Source organism: Pseudomonas sp. UC 17F4 (assembly GCF_900101695.1).
Lineage (GTDB): Bacteria > Pseudomonadota > Gammaproteobacteria > Pseudomonadales > Pseudomonadaceae > Aquipseudomonas.
Genome location: NZ_FNKV01000001.1, coordinates 896451 through 911998 on the forward strand (window position 1 = coordinate 896451; position 15548 = coordinate 911998).

Genomic DNA, 15548 nt, shown 5'->3' on the forward strand with positions numbered 1-15548 from the left:
AAACCGGCCGTCTAGGGAGCAATGGCGAGTTTAAGTGGTATTTGGAATTTGACGCCATTTTATTAGCGCTTAACGCATCGCAGGGCAAGTCGGGTCGCCGCACCGCCGCACCCACCAGGCCGGTAGGAGCGGCGGTGCGGCGTTCCGACTTGCCCCGCGATTGCAGTTATCAGGCAGGTTCGACGACGTTCAGAATGTTCAGCAACACCTGCACGTTCTCGGCAGCATCGTGACCAAGGCTGGTCAGATAACCGCCATCGGGCTGGTCGGTGAGCTTTTTCTCGTACAGGCGACGCGCAGCGGCGATCACCTCCTTGGAGGCAGTGTTATGCACCTTGATGCCTTCCTGGCTGCTATCCAGGTTGAACAAGGCAAGGACTTCCAGCTCGGCAATCAGTTCGGGGGTAAACGACATAAAGACTCCGACTTCCAGACAAGGAGGGCAGCACCGTCGCCGGTGCCTGGTTTTGCAGTGTAGTCAGGGAAATCCTGCTTTGCTTCAGTCCTTTTCCGGCGGCAGCTCGGGCAGGGCGCGCAAGGCGGTTTCGTACCATTCGGTGTTGAACGCGCGGTCGTCTTCAAGCATCGCATCAATCTCGTAGGCCAGCACGTGGGCCATAAGGTTGAGGATGTCTTCACGCTCGTAACCCACCAGGGTCAGCTTGTTGAACGTGGCCTTGGCCGCTGGCGGGTTGTCGCTTTCGATCTGGTTCTCGATCGCTTCGATCAGGGTCGACTCGGCGAACGCTTCTTCGTCGTTGTCGATATCGGTAGGTTCGCTCATGGGCGCTTTCCTCTTTTGGGGTGCCCAGTTTGCCACGGGCCCGGCAGCAATGCCTTGTTATCGACAATCTTCATGATGCTGGTCAGTACCCGGCACTTGGGTCTATAACAACCCGGCCAACCCCTTTTCGGCCTGGAGGCTGTTTCATGCTCAAGCTTCATGGATTCGCGGTCAGCAACTACTACAACATGGTCAAACTGGCGCTGCTGGAAAAGGGCGTACCGTTTGAGGAAGTGCTGTTTTTCGGTGGCCAGAGCCCCGAAGCGCTGAAAATCAGCCCGCGCGGCAAAGTACCGGCGCTGCAGAGCGAAGACGGTTTTCTCAGTGAAACCAGCCTGATCCTCCACTACATCGAGCAGACCCAGCCAGGCAAGGCATTGCTGCCGGAGGGGGTATTTGCCCAGGCCAAGGTTCACGAGCTGGCCAAGGAAATCGAGCTGTACATCGAGCTGCCCGCACGTGCCTGCTACCCCGAAGCGTTTTTCGGCGCCCAGGTCGATGAAGCCATCAAGGCCAAGGCCAAGACCGAACTGCTGGCCGGTATCGCTACCCTCAAGCGCAACGGCAAGTTCAGCCCTTATGTGGCCGGCGACAGCCTGACCATCGCCGACTTGCTGTTCTGCTTCAGCGTCGACCTGGCCTATGCCGTGGGCAAGAAGGTTTTTGCCATCGATGTGCTGGAAGACTTCCCACAGGCCAAGGCGCTGCTGGAGCAGTTCAAGAACAACCCGAACGTACAGAAGATCGTCGCCGACAAGGAAGCGCAGATGCCGGCTTTCCTCGAGATGGTGCGCTCGGGCAAGCGCTGATTGGAGCACTATTGAGGCAAAAGCAGAAAGCTCCTACTTATCTATCGGAAGCATACGGCAGCTTTCTGGCTTGATTCGTTCCAAAAATGCAGAGACTTCACACGGCTAGGAGGCCGGAAATGTTCCGACTGCACGGATTCTCTGCAAGCAACTACTACAACATGGTCAAGCTCGCCCTGCTGGAAAAACGCCTGCCGTTCGAGGAGGTGCCCCTGCATGGTTGCCAGAACCCGCAAGTGCTGGCGATCAGCCCGCGCGGCAAGGTGCCGGTGCTGGAGGTGGCGCAGGGCTTTATCAGCGAAACCGACGCCATCCTCGATTACCTCGAAGAGGCCTGCCCTGAGGTGGCGCTGTTGCCGGCCGATCCTTTCCAGCGCGCCCAGGTGCGCGCGCTGGCCAAGGAAATCGAGCTGTACATCGAGCTGCCCGCCCGCTACTGCTATGTCGAAGTGTTCTTTGCCGGCAGGGCGACCCCGGAGGCCTTGAAGGCCAAGGCCCGGCGTGATCTGGACAAGGGCTTTGCCGCCCTGGCCCAGCGCGGTCGATTCGCCCCGTATGTGGCAGGCGAGTGTCTTACCCTGGCGGACCTGTACTTTCTCTATAGCGTCGACCTGGCCTGCCAGGTTGGCCAGCGTCTGTTCGGCATTGATTACCTGCAGCCATTGCCGGGCGCCCGGGCACTGTTCGAGCGACTGGGGGAAAATCCGAATGTGCACAAGGTCGCAGCTGACAGGAAAGCCGAAACGCCGGCTTTCCTTCAGCGCTTGCGTGCGGCTACCCAGGCAGAACTGGCTGGGTAGCAAGACGCAGGAAGGGCTTAGCGCGCGGCGAGCAGCGCCTTGCCGCGGGCTACGGCGGCGCGTACTTGCGCAGGCGCAGTCCCGCCGATGTGGTCACGGGCGTTGACCGAGCCTTCGAGGGTCAGTACGGCGAACACGTCCTGCTCGATCTGGTCGCTGAACTGGCGCAGTTCCTCCAGGCTCATCTCGGCCAGGTCCTTGCCGGTATCGACGCCGTACTTCACCGCGTGGCCAACGATTTCGTGGCAATCACGGAACGGCAGGCCGCGGCGCACCAGGTAGTCGGCCAGGTCGGTGGCGGTGCTGAAGCCGCGCAGGGCCGCTTCGCGCATGATGGCGTGGCGAGGCTTGATCGCCGGGATCATGTCGGCAAAGGCGCGCAGCGAGTCGCGCAGGGTGTCGGCGGCGTCGAACAGCGGCTCTTTGTCTTCCTGGTTGTCCTTGTTGTAGGCCAGCGGTTGGCCTTTCATCAGGGTCAGCAGGCCGGTGAGGGCGCCGAACACACGGCCGGTCTTGCCGCGCACCAGCTCCGGGACGTCCGGGTTCTTCTTTTGCGGCATGATCGAGCTGCCGGTGCAGAAGCGATCAGGCAGGTCGATGAACTGGAACTGCGCGCTGGTCCACAGCACCAGCTCTTCGGAGAAACGCGACAGGTGCATCATCGCCACGCTGGCGGCGGCGCAGAACTCGATGGCGAAGTCGCGATCGGAAACGCCGTCCAGCGAGTTGCCGCCCACAGCTTCGAAGCCCAGCAGCTGGCAGGTCAGTTCGCGATCGATCGGGTAGGTGGTGCCGGCCAGCGCGGCGCTGCCCAGGGGCATGCGGTTGGTGCGCTTGCGACAATCAACCAGGCGCTCATAGTCGCGGCTGAGCATTTCGAACCAGGCCAGCAGGTGGTGGCCGAAAGTCACCGGCTGCGCGGTTTGCAGGTGGGTAAAGCCGGGCATGATGGTCTCGGCTTCGCGCTCGGCCTGCTCCAGCAGGCCCTGCTGCAGGCGGGTGATCTCGGCCAGGATCAGGTCGATTTCGTCACGCAGCCACAGGCGGATGTCGGTGGCGACCTGGTCGTTGCGGCTACGGCCGGTGTGCAGCTTCTTGCCGGTGATGCCGATGCGGTCGGTCAGGCGCGCTTCGATGTTCATGTGCACGTCTTCAAGGTCGACGCGCCAGTCGAAGTTGCCGGCCTCGATTTCACCCTGGATGGTTTTCAGGCCATCGATGATGGTGTCGCGCTCGGCGTCGGTGAGGACGCCGACCTTCGCCAGCATGGTGGCGTGGGCGATCGAACCCATGATGTCGTGGCGGTACAGGCGCTGGTCGAAATTGACGGAGGCGGTGAAACGGGCGACGAAGGCGTCGACGGGCTCACTGAAGCGGCCGCCCCAGGACTGATTGGTCTTGTCGGTGCTCATGGATTCACTCTTGAAGGCGTGAACGGAAAAAGTGGCGTCGATCATAGCAGGATTGGCGGGGCTGCCGGAGTGCGGCGGTCGGGGCAAATGCGGGTTTATGTCGCAGCACAGGCCCGCGACAGCGCGCTTGCAACAGGATATTTATCGATTGAACGGCAGTGTTGCGGCAACCGTCTACAGTTGGACAGAGGCGCGGCATGTTTCCTGCCGGGCCAGTGAATCTTTAGCCATCGTGCGAGTCTGAGCGTGGATCGCCGTGACGGTCGTCACCTCACCTGTCTACGCTATCCTTGTGCGAGACTCACGCAGGAATCCAGCGCTATATGAATGTCCTGATCGTTGATGACGAACCCCAAGCCCGGGAACGCCTGAGCCGACTGCTCGGCGAACTGGAGGGCTATACCGTGCTGGAGCCCAGCGCCACCAATGGCGAAGAGGCCCTGGCCCTGATCGACAGCCTCAAGCCTGAGGTGGTCCTGCTCGACATTCGCATGCCGGGCCTGGATGGCCTGCAGGTCGCTGCCCGGCTGTGCGAACGCGAAGCACCGCCTGCGGTGGTGTTTTGCACCGGTGACGATGAGTTCACCGTCGAGTCGTTCAAGGACAGCACCCTGGGCTTCGTGCTCAAGCCGGTGCAGCCCGACAGCCTGCGCGACGCCTTGAAAAAGGCCGAACGGCCCAACCGCGTGCAACTGGCGGCCCTGACCCGCCCGGCCGCCGAGAGCGGCAGCGGCCCGCGCAGCCATATCAGCGCGCGCACCCGCAAGGGTATCGAGCTGATTCCGCTCGACCAGGTGATCTACTTCATTGCCGATCACAAATACGTGACCTTGCGCCACGAGGCCGGCGAAGTGCTGCTGGACGAGCCGCTCAAGGCTCTGGAAGACGAGTTTGGTGAACGCTTTGTGCGCATTCACCGCAATGCGCTGGTCGCCCGCAACCGCATCGAACGTCTGCAACGCACGCCGCTTGGGCATTTTCAGCTATTCCTCAAGGGCCTCAACGGTGATGCCCTGATCGTCAGCCGCCGGCATGTGGCTGGTGTACGCAAAATGATGCAACAGCTTTAAGGGCGGGGACCAGGGAGCGGTCGACGGCCAGGGATGGTCGGCTCCTACCATGATTTAGATCTGCTAGCGGTCTGGACTGAGCTGTTATCATCGGGCGAATCTATCTCGTACGGATCGTTCCATGTCCACTCGCGAAATCCGCATTGCCACCCGCAAAAGTGCCTTGGCCCTGTGGCAGGCCGAATATGTCAAAGCCCGTCTGGAACAGGCTCACGCCGGCCTGGTCGTGACCCTGGTGCCGATGGTCAGCCGTGGCGACAAACTGCTCGACTCGCCGCTGTCGAAAATCGGCGGCAAGGGCCTGTTCGTCAAAGAGCTGGAAACCGCGCTGCTGGAAAACCAGGCCGACATCGCCGTGCACTCGATGAAAGACGTGCCGATGGACTTCCCCGAAGGCCTGGGCCTGTTCTGCATCTGCGAGCGCGAAGACCCGCGCGATGCCTTTGTTTCCAACACCTTCGACAGCCTTGAGGCGTTGCCGGCCGGCAGTATCGTCGGTACCTCAAGCCTGCGCCGCCAGGCGCAGTTGCTGACCCGCCGCCCGGACCTCGAGATCCGCTTCTTGCGCGGCAACGTCAACACCCGTCTGGCCAAGCTCGATGCCGGCGAGTACGACGCCATCATCCTCGCCGCCGCCGGCCTGATCCGCCTGGGCTTCGAAGACCGTATCACCTCCAGCATCAGCGTCGACGACAGCCTGCCCGCAGGCGGCCAGGGCGCAGTGGGCATCGAGTGCCGCAGTGCCGACAGCGAAATCCATGCGCTGCTGGCGCCGCTGCATCACGCCGACACCGCCGACCGGGTGACTGCCGAGCGCGCCCTTAACAAACACCTCAATGGTGGCTGCCAGGTGCCGATTGCCTGCTACGCGGTGCTCGAAGGCGAGCAGCTGTGGCTGCGCGGCCTGGTTGGCGAACCGGCTGGCGGCAAGCTGCTCACGGCTCAGGCCCGTGCGCCGCGCGAGGAGGCCGAAGCGCTCGGTATCAAGGTCGCTGAAGACCTGCTGGCTCAAGGTGCCGAAGACATCCTCAAGGCGGTCTACGGCGAGGCCGGGCACCCGTGAGCGCCTGGCGCCTGCTGCTGACCCGGCCGGCCGAAGAGTGCAGCGCGCTGGCCCGCACGCTTGCTGAGCAGGGCGTGTTCAGCAGCAGCCTGCCGTTGCTGGAAACCGAGCCGCTGGCGCTGACGCCGGCGCAGCTTGGCCAGGTGCAGGCGCTCGACCAGTACAGCGCGATCATCGTCGTCAGCAAGCCGGCGGCGCGCCTGGCGCTTGAGCAACTGAACGCGCACTGGCCGCAGCCGCCCGCGCAAGCCTGGTTCACCGTTGGCGCTGCCACCGCACAGATCCTCGACGACCACGGTCTGAATGTCAGCTACCCGGCACAAGGTGATGACAGCGAAGCGCTGCTGCAACTGCCGGCGTTGACCGCCGCGATCAAGCGCCCGCAATCCCGGGTGCTGATCATCCGTGGCGAAGGCGGGCGCGAGCTGCTCGCCGAGCGTCTGGCGGCACTCGGCGCGCGGGTCGATTACCTTGAGTTGTATCGCCGCTACCTGCCGCATTACCCTGAGGCCACCCTGGTCCGGTGTATCGCCGGGGAACGCCTGAACGGCCTGGTGGTCAGCAGTGGGCAGGGTTTTCAACACTTGCGCCAACTGGCCGGTGAACACTGGCCGCAGTTGGCGCAATTGCCGTTGTTCGTGCCCAGCCCACGGGTGGCGGAACTTGCCCGCGCCAGTGGCGCACAGAATGTAGTGGATTGCCGTGGTGCCAGCGCCGCGGCTTTGCTGGCAACATTGCAGGAAACTCCTGCACCAGCCCCCTAAGGCGCTAAGCTGATTGGCGACGTGCCACAAAGCAAAGGATGGATACGTGAGCGAAACTGTCTTGCCCAACGATGAACTGAAGGCCCCAGAGGCTCCTGCGCAAACCCCCGTGGAACCTGCCAAACGCTCCGGCAACGGCCTGGCAGTCCTGGCCTTGCTGCTGGGCGCGGCAGGTGTCGCCGTTGGCGGATGGGGCGTATGGCAGGTTCGCCAGCTCCAGGGTAGCGAGCAGGGCCAGGTGCAGAGCCTGCAGGCCCTGAGCCAGCAAGCCCTGGCCCTGCAACAACGTGAACAGCAGATGTCTGCGCAGCTGGCCGGCTTGCCGCCCGCATCCGAGCTTGAAGATCGCCGGCGCCTGGTGGCGCAGTTGCAAGGCGATCAGCAACGCTTGAGCCAGCGTCTGGAAACCATCCTCGGCGCCAGCCGCAAGGACTGGCGCCTGGCCGAGGCCGAGCACCTGCTGCGCCTGGCCAGCCTGCGCCTGTCTGCCTTGCAGGACATCGCCAGTGCGCGCGAGCTGGTCAAGGGCGCCGATGAAATCCTTCGTGAACAGAGCGACCCCGGTTCGTTTGCCGCCCGTGAGCAACTGGCCAAGAGCCTGGCGACCCTCAACAGCGTCCAGCAGCCCGACCGCACCGGCCTCTTCCTCAAGCTGGCGGCCCAGCGCGAGCAGGTGTTGCAGCTCAGTGCGCAATCGCCGGAATTCACCAGCAATGCCGATGCGCTGGGTGCCTTGACCGCCGACGGCGATGGCGCCAGCCGCTGGTCGCAGTGGTGGGCAGAGCTGTCGAAGTACTTCCAGATCGATTTCGATGCTGACGACAATATTCGTCCGTTACTATCCGGGCAGTCACTCAACCAGCTGCGCCTGGCTCTGAGCCTGACCATCGAACAAGCCCAGTGGGCGGCGCTCAACGGCGAGGCCAAGGTTTATACCCAGGCCCTGGACGACGCCCGCAGCGTACTGCTGGCCAACTTCAACCCGGACAACCCGCAGAGCCAGGCGATGCTTGCCGCCCTCAACGAACTGGCCGAGCAGCCGGTCACCGTGCTGGTGCCGGACCTGGCCGACAGCATCAGTGCCGTGCAGGCCTACCTTGAGCGCCGGCATCAGCCAGTCGAGGGGGCCAAGCCATGAAGCGCGTCTACCTGCTGGCGGTGGTGGCCATTGCCGTGGCAGCCGCGCTCGGCATCGCGATCGCCAAGCACAGCGGTTATGTGCTGATTTCCTACGGCAGCTTTCGCTATCAATCGGGCCTGTGGGCAGCGCTCGCAGCCTTGGCCGGGATCATCCTGGCGCTGTTGCTGGTGCGCTACCTGGTGGGCCTGGTGCTGACCTCCGGCGGGGTGGTCAACCCCTGGTCGCGGCGTAACCGCAGCCGTCGTACCCAGCTGGCGATCGAGCAGGGCCAACTGGATCTCGCCGAGGGTCGCTGGGCCAGTGCCCAGCGCCACCTGCACCGCGCTGCCGAAGCCGAGCGTCAACCGCTGCTGTACTACCTCGGCGCTGCGCGTGCCGCCAACGAGCTGGGCCGCAGCGAAGACAGCGACAACCTCCTGGAGCGGGCACTGGAGCGCCAGCCCGAAGCGGAACTGGCCATTGCCCTGAGTCATGCCCAGTTGCAGATGGACCGCGGCGACAGCGACGCTGCCCTGGTAACCCTGCAGGCCATGCAGGAGCGTCATCCGCATAACGTTCAGGTGCTGCGCCTGTTGCAACGCCTGTACCGCGAGCGTGGCGACTGGTCGGCACTGATCCGCCTGCTGCCCGACCTGCGCAAGGATAAAGTGCTGCCGGCAGCGGAGCTGACCGAGCTTGAGCGTCGCGCCTGGGGCGAGAACCTCAACCTGGCGGCCAGCCGCGAAGGCGATGAGCAAACCGCCCGGCAATCCCTTGAGCGCGCCTGGCAGCAGCTCACTGCTGCGCAGCGCCAGGAGCCTCAGCTGGTGCTGGCCTATGCCGAGCAACTGCGCCAGCTGGGCGCCGAAAGCGAAGCCGAGCAAGCCCTGCGCGCCGCCCTCAAGCGCCAGTACGAAAGTCACCTGGCGCGCTTGTACGGGCTGGTGCGCGGCAGTGACCTGGCGCGCCAGCTGCAAACTGCCGAAGGCTGGCTCAAGGACCATCCCGACGACCCCAGCCTGCTGCTGACCCTGGGCCGTTTGAGCCTGCAGAACCGCCTGTGGGGCAAGGCACGGGATTACCTGGAAAGCAGCCTGCGCGTGCAGCGCAATCCTGAAGCCTGTGCAGAACTTGCGCGCTTGCTCGCTGGCCTGGGCGATACCGAGCGCAGCAACCAGCTGTTCCAGGAAGGCCTGGGCATGCTTGATCAGCGTCTGCTGGCATTGCCGTTGCCAGAGGCCGTGCGAGCTTGAGCTACCCATGGGCGCGCGAAAAAACGCGTGCCCATGGGCTCGAGCATATCTCCTGCTTTAGCCGGTAATTTTTCCTTCAGATGCCCAGCTATCTTTCTTGCTTAGTTCGGGATACTTCCCTTGTCGTTCAGGGACTTGTCCCGGCTGTCTTGCCTTGATACAAGCCGCGCCTTTCCTCTACCGTTGTCGCCTGTCCATCGCGCTCCTGGATTCGCCATGTCGTTGGCCCGCTTGCGTTCACTGTTCTTCCCGGCGTTGCTGGCATCGGTACTGGTCCAGGCTGCCGCCTATTACCTGGAATTCGGCATGGGCCTGGTGCCTTGCCCGCTGTGCTACAGCCAACGTTTGTTTTTGGGCGCCTTTGCTCTGGTTTGCCTGTGCGCGGTAGTGCATTCCCCAGGGCGTCTGGGCACCCGCATCTATGCCGCGCTGGCGTTGTTCTTCGCCACCGGCGGGGCACTGTTGGCCGCCCGGCATGTCTGGCTGCAAGGCAATCCGGCGCTCTCGAGCATCGAATGCGAACCGGCTTTTGACTATGTCCTCGAAAGCATGCCTATGCTTCAGGTCGTCAAGGCAATGATCATCGGCAGCCCGGATTGCGTGCCAATCACCTGGAGTTTCCTCGACCTGACCATCCCTGAGTGGAGCCTTTTGTCGTTCGTCTTGCTGGCAACCCTGCCGACCTGTCGCCTGCTCGGGCGCACCCGTCCACTGTTCAGTCGCTCGGTAAAAAACTGAGGCGAAGTTTTTCACTGTGCAAGCGACCGGCGGCAAAGGATGGGCGGATTAAACACTTGTATGAACTTTGTCGCGTGCGTACCTTGAAGGCTAGGGCGCACGGGAATAATCTCCCTGCACGCATACCGAAAACACAGCTGCTCGATGCCGCTCTGCTGACTTCACCTTTGCTCTGCACATTTGCGGCGCGGGGGCAGGGGGCATTACCCAGAAGGGAAGAGATCGCCATGCTAGATAGTTGTCAGAATGCTCAGGAACGCTGGGGTGGGGTCCATAAACTCATTGACCGCTGGTTGGATGAGCGTGCAGAGCTGGTGACGGCTTTCCGCGAGCTGCGTGATGCCAAACCGGCCTTTGCCGACAAGGACAAGAGCCGGGACTTCTGTGCGGTACTGGTCGACTACGTGTCAGCCTGGCATTTCGAAGTGAGCGAGCAACTGGTCAGCGAAGCCAAGGCGTTTGGCGATACTCGCGGGCTCGAGCTGGCCAAGCAGATCAGCCCGCGCATTGATGCAATTACCGAAATCGCGTCGGCCTTCAACGATCATTGCGACAAGGGCGACTGCAATGACTCTGAGCGCTTCGCGAAAAAGCTTCGCGAGCTGGGCAGTTTGCTGCACGAACGTTTCGAACTCGAAGACTGCCTGATCGAAGTGCTGCACACCGCGCACAGCGAAGAAGGCGCAGTCCAGGCTTGAGGGTGCTGCCGACCTTCAGTCGGCAACCCCGAGCAACTCGATCTCGAACACCAGCGGCGTATAGGGCGCAATCAGGTCGCCCGCGCCTTCGGCTCCGTAGGCCTGCGCCGAAGGAATCACCAGTCGCCATTTCGATCCGCTCGCCATCTGTGGCAATGCCACTTGCCAGCCCTCGATCACACTGTCCAGATTGAACCACTGCGGCTGCTGGTTCTGATCGAACACCGTGCCATCCGGCAACTTGCCAACATAGCGAACCTGGACTTTGCCGCCGGCTTTTGGCTTGCTGCCAGTACCGGCCTGCAACTCGCTCACGAGTATCCCTTCAGCCAGTTCACGCACTCCGGCCCGGGCCCGTTCAGTGGCCAGGAATCGTTTTTCCGCGCTCAGCAATTGTTCGCTTTGTGCTTGAACTGCAGCTTGGTTGGCCTGGGCATCATGTTCGCTGAGTATTGCCGCCATGCGTTCTTGGCTCAGGGCCAATGGCTTGTTCTGATAAGCCTGGCGCAAGCCTTCGATCAAGGCATCGAGTTGCAGGCCGGGAACTTCCGTGCGCAGGCGCTCGCCCAGGCTGGCACCCAGGCTGTAAGCCAGGTCATGGTCGCTGGCGGGTTTAGTATCAGGCGCTGCAATTAACGCTGTTGGCAACAGCAACAGGGTAAGGACTAGATAACGCGGCACAGGCTCGCTCCTGCTTCAGAGGAAATAAAGTATGCCAGCCTTCGCTCGTCACTTCGTGTAAATATCAGCAACACTTTGTGCAGCATCTACACTTGTTTCCAGCTGCAGCGATAACAACTTTGCCCAGGCATGCAACGCGGCGCATTTAATACTGTCAACATGCCCTAGCGGCGGTAGCAGCAGAAGCATAGTATGAGCCGCAATCTCGTCAGCCAGGAGGTAAACCATGTCGGCCAATAAGAAGCCAGTAAGTACGCCGTTGCACCTGCTCCAGCAACTCTCGGGCAGCCTGCTCGATCATTTGGAAAATGCCTGCTCGCAAGCGCTGGCTGATGCTGAAAAACTACTCGCCAAGTTGGAAAAACAACGTGGCAAGGCCCAGGAAAAACTGCACAAGTCGCGGCTGAAACTGCAGGACGCTGCCAAGGCTGGCAAAGCCAAGGCGCAGAAAAAAGCCAAGGACGGGGTGAGTGAACTGGAAGGTTTGCTCGACTCGCTGAAAGACCGCCAAACGCAAACCCGCACCTACATCCTGCAGCTCAAGCGTGACGCTCAGGAAAGCCTGAAACTGGCCCAGGGCGTTGGCAAGGTCAAGGAAGCTGCCGCCAAGGCATTGAGCGTGCGTTCGGCCAAACCTGCTGTTGCAGCAGCCAAGCCCGCAGCAAAACCTGCCGCCAAAGCACCGGCCAAACCTGCGGCTAAAACCGCAGCAGCCAAACCCGCAGCCAAGCCAGCGGCTAAACCTGTGGCCAAAGCGCCAGCCAAGCCAGCGGCGAAAACCGCAGCGGCTAAACCTGCCGCCAAGCCAGCGGCCAAACCAGCAGCGGCGAAAGCACCTGCCAAGCCTGCAGCAAAAACTGCAGCAGCCAAGCCTGCCGCCGCTAAAGCCCCGGCTAAACCTGCGGCAAAAACCGCAGCAGCCAAGCCAGCGGCCAAACCTGCGCCTAAAGCGCCAGCCAAGCCAGCGGCTAAAACCGCAGCGGCCAAGCCTGCCGCCAAGCCAGCGGCCAAACCAGCAGCGGCGAAAGCACCTGCCAAGCCTGCAGCCAAACCAGCAGCGGCAAAACCTGCAGCCAAGCCGGCCGCTAAACCTGCCGCAGCTAAAGCGCCGGCCAAACCCGTTGCCAAACCGGCAGCCGCTAAACCTGCAGCCAGGCCAGCCGCTGCCAAGCCAGCTCAGCCTGTAGCTGCCAAGCCTGCTACTCCAGCAGCACCTGCAGCACCCGCTGCTTCTGCACCGGCAACCACTGCGCCAGCAGCTTCGGTAGCATCGACCACTCAGACCCCGTCTTCGGCGTCCTGAGTCGTCAGCATCACGGCGCGCAGCCTTTGCAGCGCGTCGTGATGCGCACCGGCGCCTTCGGGTGCCAGCCAGCCTATCCAGTCCACTTCGGCTTCGGGCGTTGCTGCCCAGTCTTTGCAGGCCGTCTCCAGGCGCTCCAGCAGGATGCGTTCTGCCGCTAACTCCAGGCCTTTTACCTGCTCGCGCAATACCGCCAGTTGCACATCCTTGGCTGCTTCGTCACGCCAGGATTGGCGCAGTGCGCGCAACGGTTTCACCACCTCGGTTTGCCAAGCCTCGGCGAGTTCCTTGAGTTGTTTAACCCGTTGTTCGTTCGCTGCGATACCGCGTGCGCCGAGCCACACGCCGCACAGCAGCAGGCAGACGTCGCCACCCCGGGCCTGCCATTGCAGGCAGGCGGCTTCTACGCCCGGTCGAGCGTAGAGCTTCAGGGCAAAATTCCACAGGTCGGTGTGCATGGTCCCACTCGCGCCAGTTGCCGACGAAGCTGGTAGACTCCGCGGCCATTATGATCAGACTATCGAACCTCACTTTACAGCGTGGTCCACAGCGCCTGCTAGAAGGCGCCGAGATGACCCTGCACGCCGGCCAGAAAGCCGGCCTGATCGGTGCCAACGGCGCCGGTAAATCCAGCCTGTTCGCCTTGCTGCGCGGTGAGCTGACGCCCGACTCCGGCGACTGCCAGCTGCCTGGCGACTGGCGCATCGCGCACATGCGCCAGGAGGTCGACACCCTCGAGCGCCTGGCGGTCGACTATGTGCTCGACGGCGATGCCCGCCTGCGCAAGGTCCAGGCCGACCTGGCTGCGGCCGAAGCTGCCCACGACGGCACTGCGTTGGCACGCCTGCATATCGAGCTCGACAGCGCCGACGGTTATACCGCCGATGCGCGGGCGCGCAAGCTGCTGGCAGGCCTGGGGTTTACCAACGAGCAGATGGACCGCCGGGTCGGCGACTTCTCTGGTGGCTGGCGGATGCGCCTGAACCTGGCCCAGGCCCTGATGTGCCCGTCTGACCTGTTGCTGCTCGACGAACCGACCAACCACCTGGATCTGGACGCCATCCTCTGGCTCGAAGACTGGCTCAAGGGCTATCCGGGCACGCTGCTGCTGATCTCCCACGACCGTGACTTCCTCGATGCCGTGGTCGATCACGTCGCCCATGTAGAGCAGTGCAAGCTGACCCTCTACCGTGGTGGCTACACCGCGTTCGAGCGCACCCGTGCCGAACGCCTGGCGCAGCAGCAACAAGCCTACGAGAAACAGCAGGCGCAGCGCGCGCACATGGAAAAGTACATCGCCCGGTTCAAGGCCCAGGCCACCAAGGCCCGTCAGGCGCAGAGCCGGATCAAGGCCCTGGAGCGCATGGAGGAGCTGTCGGCGGCGCATGTCGATTCGCCGTTCGACTTCGTTTTCCGCGAGTCGGAGAAAATCTCCAGCCCGCTGCTCGACCTGTCCGAAGCCCGCCTGGGCTATGGCGACAAGACCATCCTCGAGAAGGTCAAGTTGCAGCTCACCCCGGGGGCGCGGATCGGCCTGCTCGGCCCCAACGGCGCGGGCAAGTCGACCCTGATCAAGAACCTCGCCGGCGAACTGGAGCCGCTCAGCGGGCGCCTGGTACGCGGCGAGAACCTCTCGGTTGGCTACTTCGCCCAGCACCAGCTCGACTCGCTGGACAACAAGGCCAGCCCGTTGCTGCACCTGCAGCGCCTGGCGCCGACCGAGCGCGAGCAGACCTTGCGAGACTTCCTGGGTGGATTCGATTTCCGCGGCGCGCGCATCGACGAGCCGGTGGTGAATTTCTCCGGTGGCGAAAAAGCCCGCCTGGCCCTGGCCCTGATCGCCTGGGAGCGGCCGAACCTGTTGCTGCTCGACGAACCGACCAACCACCTGGACCTGGAAATGCGCCTGGCGCTGACCATGGCCCTGCAGGAATTCAGTGGTGCGGTGTTGGTGGTCTCTCACGACCGTCACTTGCTCAAGAGCACCACCGATGACTTCCTGCTGGTCGCCGACGGCAAGGTCGAGACCTTCGACGGTGACCTGGACGACTACACCCGCTGGCTGGTCGAGTACCGTCAACGCAATGCCCCGGTCAGCACTGCGCCGGTCAGTGCCGACAAAACCGACAAAAAGGCCCAGCGCCAGGCCGCTGCCGCCCTGCGTCAGCAACTGGCACCGCACAAGCGTGAAGCCGACAAGCTCGAACGCGAGCTGGGCTCCGTGCATGAGCAACTGGCCAAGGTCGATGCCAGCCTGGCTGACAGCGCCCTGTATGAAGCCGCGCGCAAGGACGAGTTGCGTGAACTGTTGGCCCAGCAGGCCAAGCTCAAGGTTCGTGAAGGGGAGCTCGAGGAAGCCTGGATGGCCGCCCTGGAGACCCTCGAGGGCATGCAGGCGGAGCTGGAGGCGTTGTCCTGATGGAGTCTTTGCAGTTGCCATTGCCGGTGGAATGGATCGCTCCGTTCTGGCTGGGTTTGCAGATCCTGCTGATACTTTCGGCGGCGTTCATCCTGCAGCGCGTGGTTGCCCGTTGCCTCAAGCGCCTGGGCGAGCGCTACCCGTTGCCACCGGAGCTGCTGATGCCGCTGCGTGGTGGCCTGCGCTGGCTGATCATGGGCAGTGCGCTGATCTTCGTGCTCGAGCGCCTGGGGGTTTCCGCCACGGTGCTGTGGACCGCACTGTCCGGGTTCGTGGCGGTTGCCGCAGTGGCGTTCTTCGCCATGTGGAGCGTGCTGTCGAACCTGCTGTGCGCGGTGCTGATCTTTACCGTCGGGCCGTTTCGCATCGGCGATGTGGTGGAACTGGTGGAAACCATCGACAAGCCGGGCGTCAAAGGCCGGGTGGTGGCCATCAACCTGTTGTTCACCACCTTGATCGAACTGCCGGAAGCGGGCGGTGCGCTGGTGCAAGTGCCCAACAGCCAGTTCTTCCAGAAATCGGTGCGGCGCTGGCGCGGTGCCGAAGTGCTGCCGCTGGTGAGCGAGAGCAAAACCCCGGGCAATTGATCGATCGCAGAAAAAAATCGTGGTGATTTTTTCGCCAGGGCACTAGC

At 62.9% G+C, this 15548-nt stretch carries 17 protein-coding genes and 1 pseudogene; 13 read left to right on the forward strand and 5 right to left on the reverse strand.

What is annotated here, in order from left to right; translation table 11 throughout:
- Positions 1-169 precede the first annotated feature (169 nt).
- Both BLR26_RS04050 and BLR26_RS04055 read right to left on the reverse strand, forming a co-directional pair.
- Positions 170-415, reverse strand: a complete 246-nt coding sequence (locus BLR26_RS04050; RefSeq protein ID WP_045200993.1) for a TIGR02647 family protein — start codon at positions 413-415, stop codon at positions 170-172.
- Between the two features lie 84 nt (positions 416-499).
- Positions 500-784: a hypothetical protein gene (locus BLR26_RS04055; RefSeq protein ID WP_093378138.1), complete on the reverse strand. Its 285-nt coding sequence runs from the start codon at positions 782-784 to the stop codon at positions 500-502.
- Between the two features lie 146 nt (positions 785-930).
- Here BLR26_RS04055 and BLR26_RS04060 point away from each other — a divergent pair, with 146 nt between their 5' ends.
- Positions 931-1593, forward strand: coding sequence for a glutathione S-transferase family protein (locus tag BLR26_RS04060; RefSeq protein WP_093378143.1), 663 nt, complete (start codon positions 931-933; stop codon positions 1591-1593).
- 119 nt (positions 1594-1712) lie between these two features.
- Positions 1713-2393: a glutathione S-transferase family protein gene (locus tag BLR26_RS04065; RefSeq protein ID WP_093378148.1), complete on the forward strand. Its 681-nt coding sequence runs from the start codon at positions 1713-1715 to the stop codon at positions 2391-2393.
- Positions 2394-2410: 17 nt separating this feature from the next.
- Here BLR26_RS04065 and argH read toward each other — a convergent pair whose 3' ends face one another.
- Positions 2411-3805, reverse strand: coding sequence for an argininosuccinate lyase (argH, locus tag BLR26_RS04070; RefSeq protein WP_093378152.1), 1395 nt, complete (start codon positions 3803-3805; stop codon positions 2411-2413).
- Between the two features lie 219 nt (positions 3806-4024).
- Here argH and BLR26_RS27050 point away from each other — a divergent pair.
- The 8 genes and pseudogenes from BLR26_RS27050 to BLR26_RS04105 form a co-directional block, all read left to right on the forward strand.
- A pseudogene (locus BLR26_RS27050) lies at positions 4025-4132 on the forward strand (sensor histidine kinase); the annotation flags it as partial.
- The gene (locus BLR26_RS04075; protein ID WP_045201002.1) at positions 4129-4875 is read left to right on the forward strand and encodes a LytR/AlgR family response regulator transcription factor; all 747 of its coding nucleotides are present in this window, start codon (positions 4129-4131) and stop codon (positions 4873-4875) included. The pseudogene BLR26_RS27050 and the gene BLR26_RS04075, both read left to right, overlap by 4 nt.
- 121 nt (positions 4876-4996) lie before the next feature.
- On the forward strand, positions 4997-5938 hold the full coding sequence (gene hemC / locus BLR26_RS04080) for a hydroxymethylbilane synthase (protein WP_045201004.1): 942 nt from the start codon (positions 4997-4999) through the stop codon (positions 5936-5938).
- Positions 5935-6702, forward strand: a complete 768-nt coding sequence (locus BLR26_RS04085; RefSeq protein ID WP_093378157.1) for a uroporphyrinogen-III synthase — start codon at positions 5935-5937, stop codon at positions 6700-6702. Before hemC ends, BLR26_RS04085 begins: the two co-directional genes overlap by 4 nt.
- 46 nt (positions 6703-6748) lie before the next feature.
- The gene (locus tag BLR26_RS04090; protein WP_093378160.1) at positions 6749-7840 is read left to right on the forward strand and encodes a uroporphyrinogen-III C-methyltransferase; all 1092 of its coding nucleotides are present in this window, start codon (positions 6749-6751) and stop codon (positions 7838-7840) included.
- Entirely contained in the window at positions 7837-9075 is a 1239-nt protein-coding gene (locus BLR26_RS04095; RefSeq protein WP_093378165.1) for a heme biosynthesis protein HemY, read from the forward strand. The genes BLR26_RS04090 and BLR26_RS04095 overlap by 4 nt, the downstream gene beginning before the upstream one ends.
- A gap of 216 nt (positions 9076-9291) precedes the next feature.
- Complete coding sequence (locus tag BLR26_RS04100) at positions 9292-9813, forward strand: disulfide bond formation protein B (protein ID WP_045201012.1); 522 nt, start codon at positions 9292-9294, stop codon at positions 9811-9813.
- A gap of 227 nt (positions 9814-10040) precedes the next feature.
- Complete coding sequence (locus BLR26_RS04105; RefSeq protein WP_045201014.1) at positions 10041-10511, forward strand: Rsd/AlgQ family anti-sigma factor; 471 nt, start codon at positions 10041-10043, stop codon at positions 10509-10511.
- Positions 10512-10526: 15 nt separating this feature from the next.
- On the opposite strand, the gene BLR26_RS04110 is transcribed toward BLR26_RS04105, so the two are convergent.
- On the reverse strand, positions 10527-11192 hold the full coding sequence (locus BLR26_RS04110; protein WP_093378169.1) for an FKBP-type peptidyl-prolyl cis-trans isomerase: 666 nt from the start codon (positions 11190-11192) through the stop codon (positions 10527-10529).
- A gap of 226 nt (positions 11193-11418) precedes the next feature.
- Between BLR26_RS04110 and BLR26_RS04120 the strand changes: the two genes are divergently transcribed.
- Positions 11419-12495: an AlgP family protein gene (locus BLR26_RS04120; RefSeq protein ID WP_093378174.1), complete on the forward strand. Its 1077-nt coding sequence runs from the start codon at positions 11419-11421 to the stop codon at positions 12493-12495.
- On the opposite strand, the gene BLR26_RS04125 is transcribed toward BLR26_RS04120, so the two are convergent.
- Positions 12471-12953: a TIGR02444 family protein gene (locus tag BLR26_RS04125; RefSeq protein ID WP_093378179.1), complete on the reverse strand. Its 483-nt coding sequence runs from the start codon at positions 12951-12953 to the stop codon at positions 12471-12473. The two genes, BLR26_RS04120 and BLR26_RS04125, sit on opposite strands and share 25 nt — an antisense overlap.
- A 50-nt stretch (positions 12954-13003) precedes the next feature.
- Between BLR26_RS04125 and BLR26_RS04130 the strand changes: the two genes are divergently transcribed.
- Positions 13004-14914 carry an ATP-binding cassette domain-containing protein gene (locus tag BLR26_RS04130; protein WP_093378183.1) on the forward strand — a complete coding sequence of 637 codons (1911 nt, stop codon included), beginning with the start codon at positions 13004-13006 and terminating at the stop codon, positions 14912-14914.
- On the forward strand, positions 14914-15501 hold the full coding sequence (locus BLR26_RS04135; RefSeq protein ID WP_045201021.1) for a mechanosensitive ion channel family protein: 588 nt from the start codon (positions 14914-14916) through the stop codon (positions 15499-15501). The genes BLR26_RS04130 and BLR26_RS04135 overlap by 1 nt, the downstream gene beginning before the upstream one ends.
- Positions 15502-15548: the final 47 nt, after the last annotated feature.

Excerpts from the sequence above, each read along its gene's own strand:
- BLR26_RS04050 (WP_045200993.1), bottom strand. The coding sequence starts at position 415 with ATGTCGTTTACCCCCGAACTGATTGCCGAGCTGGAAGTCCTTGCCTTG.
- BLR26_RS04055 (WP_093378138.1), bottom strand. The coding sequence starts at position 784 with ATGAGCGAACCTACCGATATCGACAACGACGAAGAAGCGTTCGCCGAG.
- BLR26_RS04060 (WP_093378143.1), top strand. The coding sequence starts at position 931 with ATGCTCAAGCTTCATGGATTCGCGGTCAGCAACTACTACAACATGGTC.
- BLR26_RS04065 (WP_093378148.1), top strand. The coding sequence starts at position 1,713 with ATGTTCCGACTGCACGGATTCTCTGCAAGCAACTACTACAACATGGTC.
- argH (WP_093378152.1), bottom strand. The coding sequence starts at position 3,805 with ATGAGCACCGACAAGACCAATCAGTCCTGGGGCGGCCGCTTCAGTGAG.
- BLR26_RS04075 (WP_045201002.1), top strand. The coding sequence starts at position 4,129 with ATGAATGTCCTGATCGTTGATGACGAACCCCAAGCCCGGGAACGCCTG.
- hemC (WP_045201004.1), top strand. The coding sequence starts at position 4,997 with ATGTCCACTCGCGAAATCCGCATTGCCACCCGCAAAAGTGCCTTGGCC.
- BLR26_RS04095 (WP_093378165.1), top strand. The coding sequence starts at position 7,837 with ATGAAGCGCGTCTACCTGCTGGCGGTGGTGGCCATTGCCGTGGCAGCC.
- BLR26_RS04100 (WP_045201012.1), top strand. The coding sequence starts at position 9,292 with ATGTCGTTGGCCCGCTTGCGTTCACTGTTCTTCCCGGCGTTGCTGGCA.
- BLR26_RS04105 (WP_045201014.1), top strand. The coding sequence starts at position 10,041 with ATGCTAGATAGTTGTCAGAATGCTCAGGAACGCTGGGGTGGGGTCCAT.
- BLR26_RS04120 (WP_093378174.1), top strand. The coding sequence starts at position 11,419 with ATGTCGGCCAATAAGAAGCCAGTAAGTACGCCGTTGCACCTGCTCCAG.
- BLR26_RS04125 (WP_093378179.1), bottom strand. The coding sequence starts at position 12,953 with ATGCACACCGACCTGTGGAATTTTGCCCTGAAGCTCTACGCTCGACCG.
- BLR26_RS04130 (WP_093378183.1), top strand. The coding sequence starts at position 13,004 with ATGATCAGACTATCGAACCTCACTTTACAGCGTGGTCCACAGCGCCTG.
- BLR26_RS04135 (WP_045201021.1), top strand. The coding sequence starts at position 14,914 with ATGGAGTCTTTGCAGTTGCCATTGCCGGTGGAATGGATCGCTCCGTTC.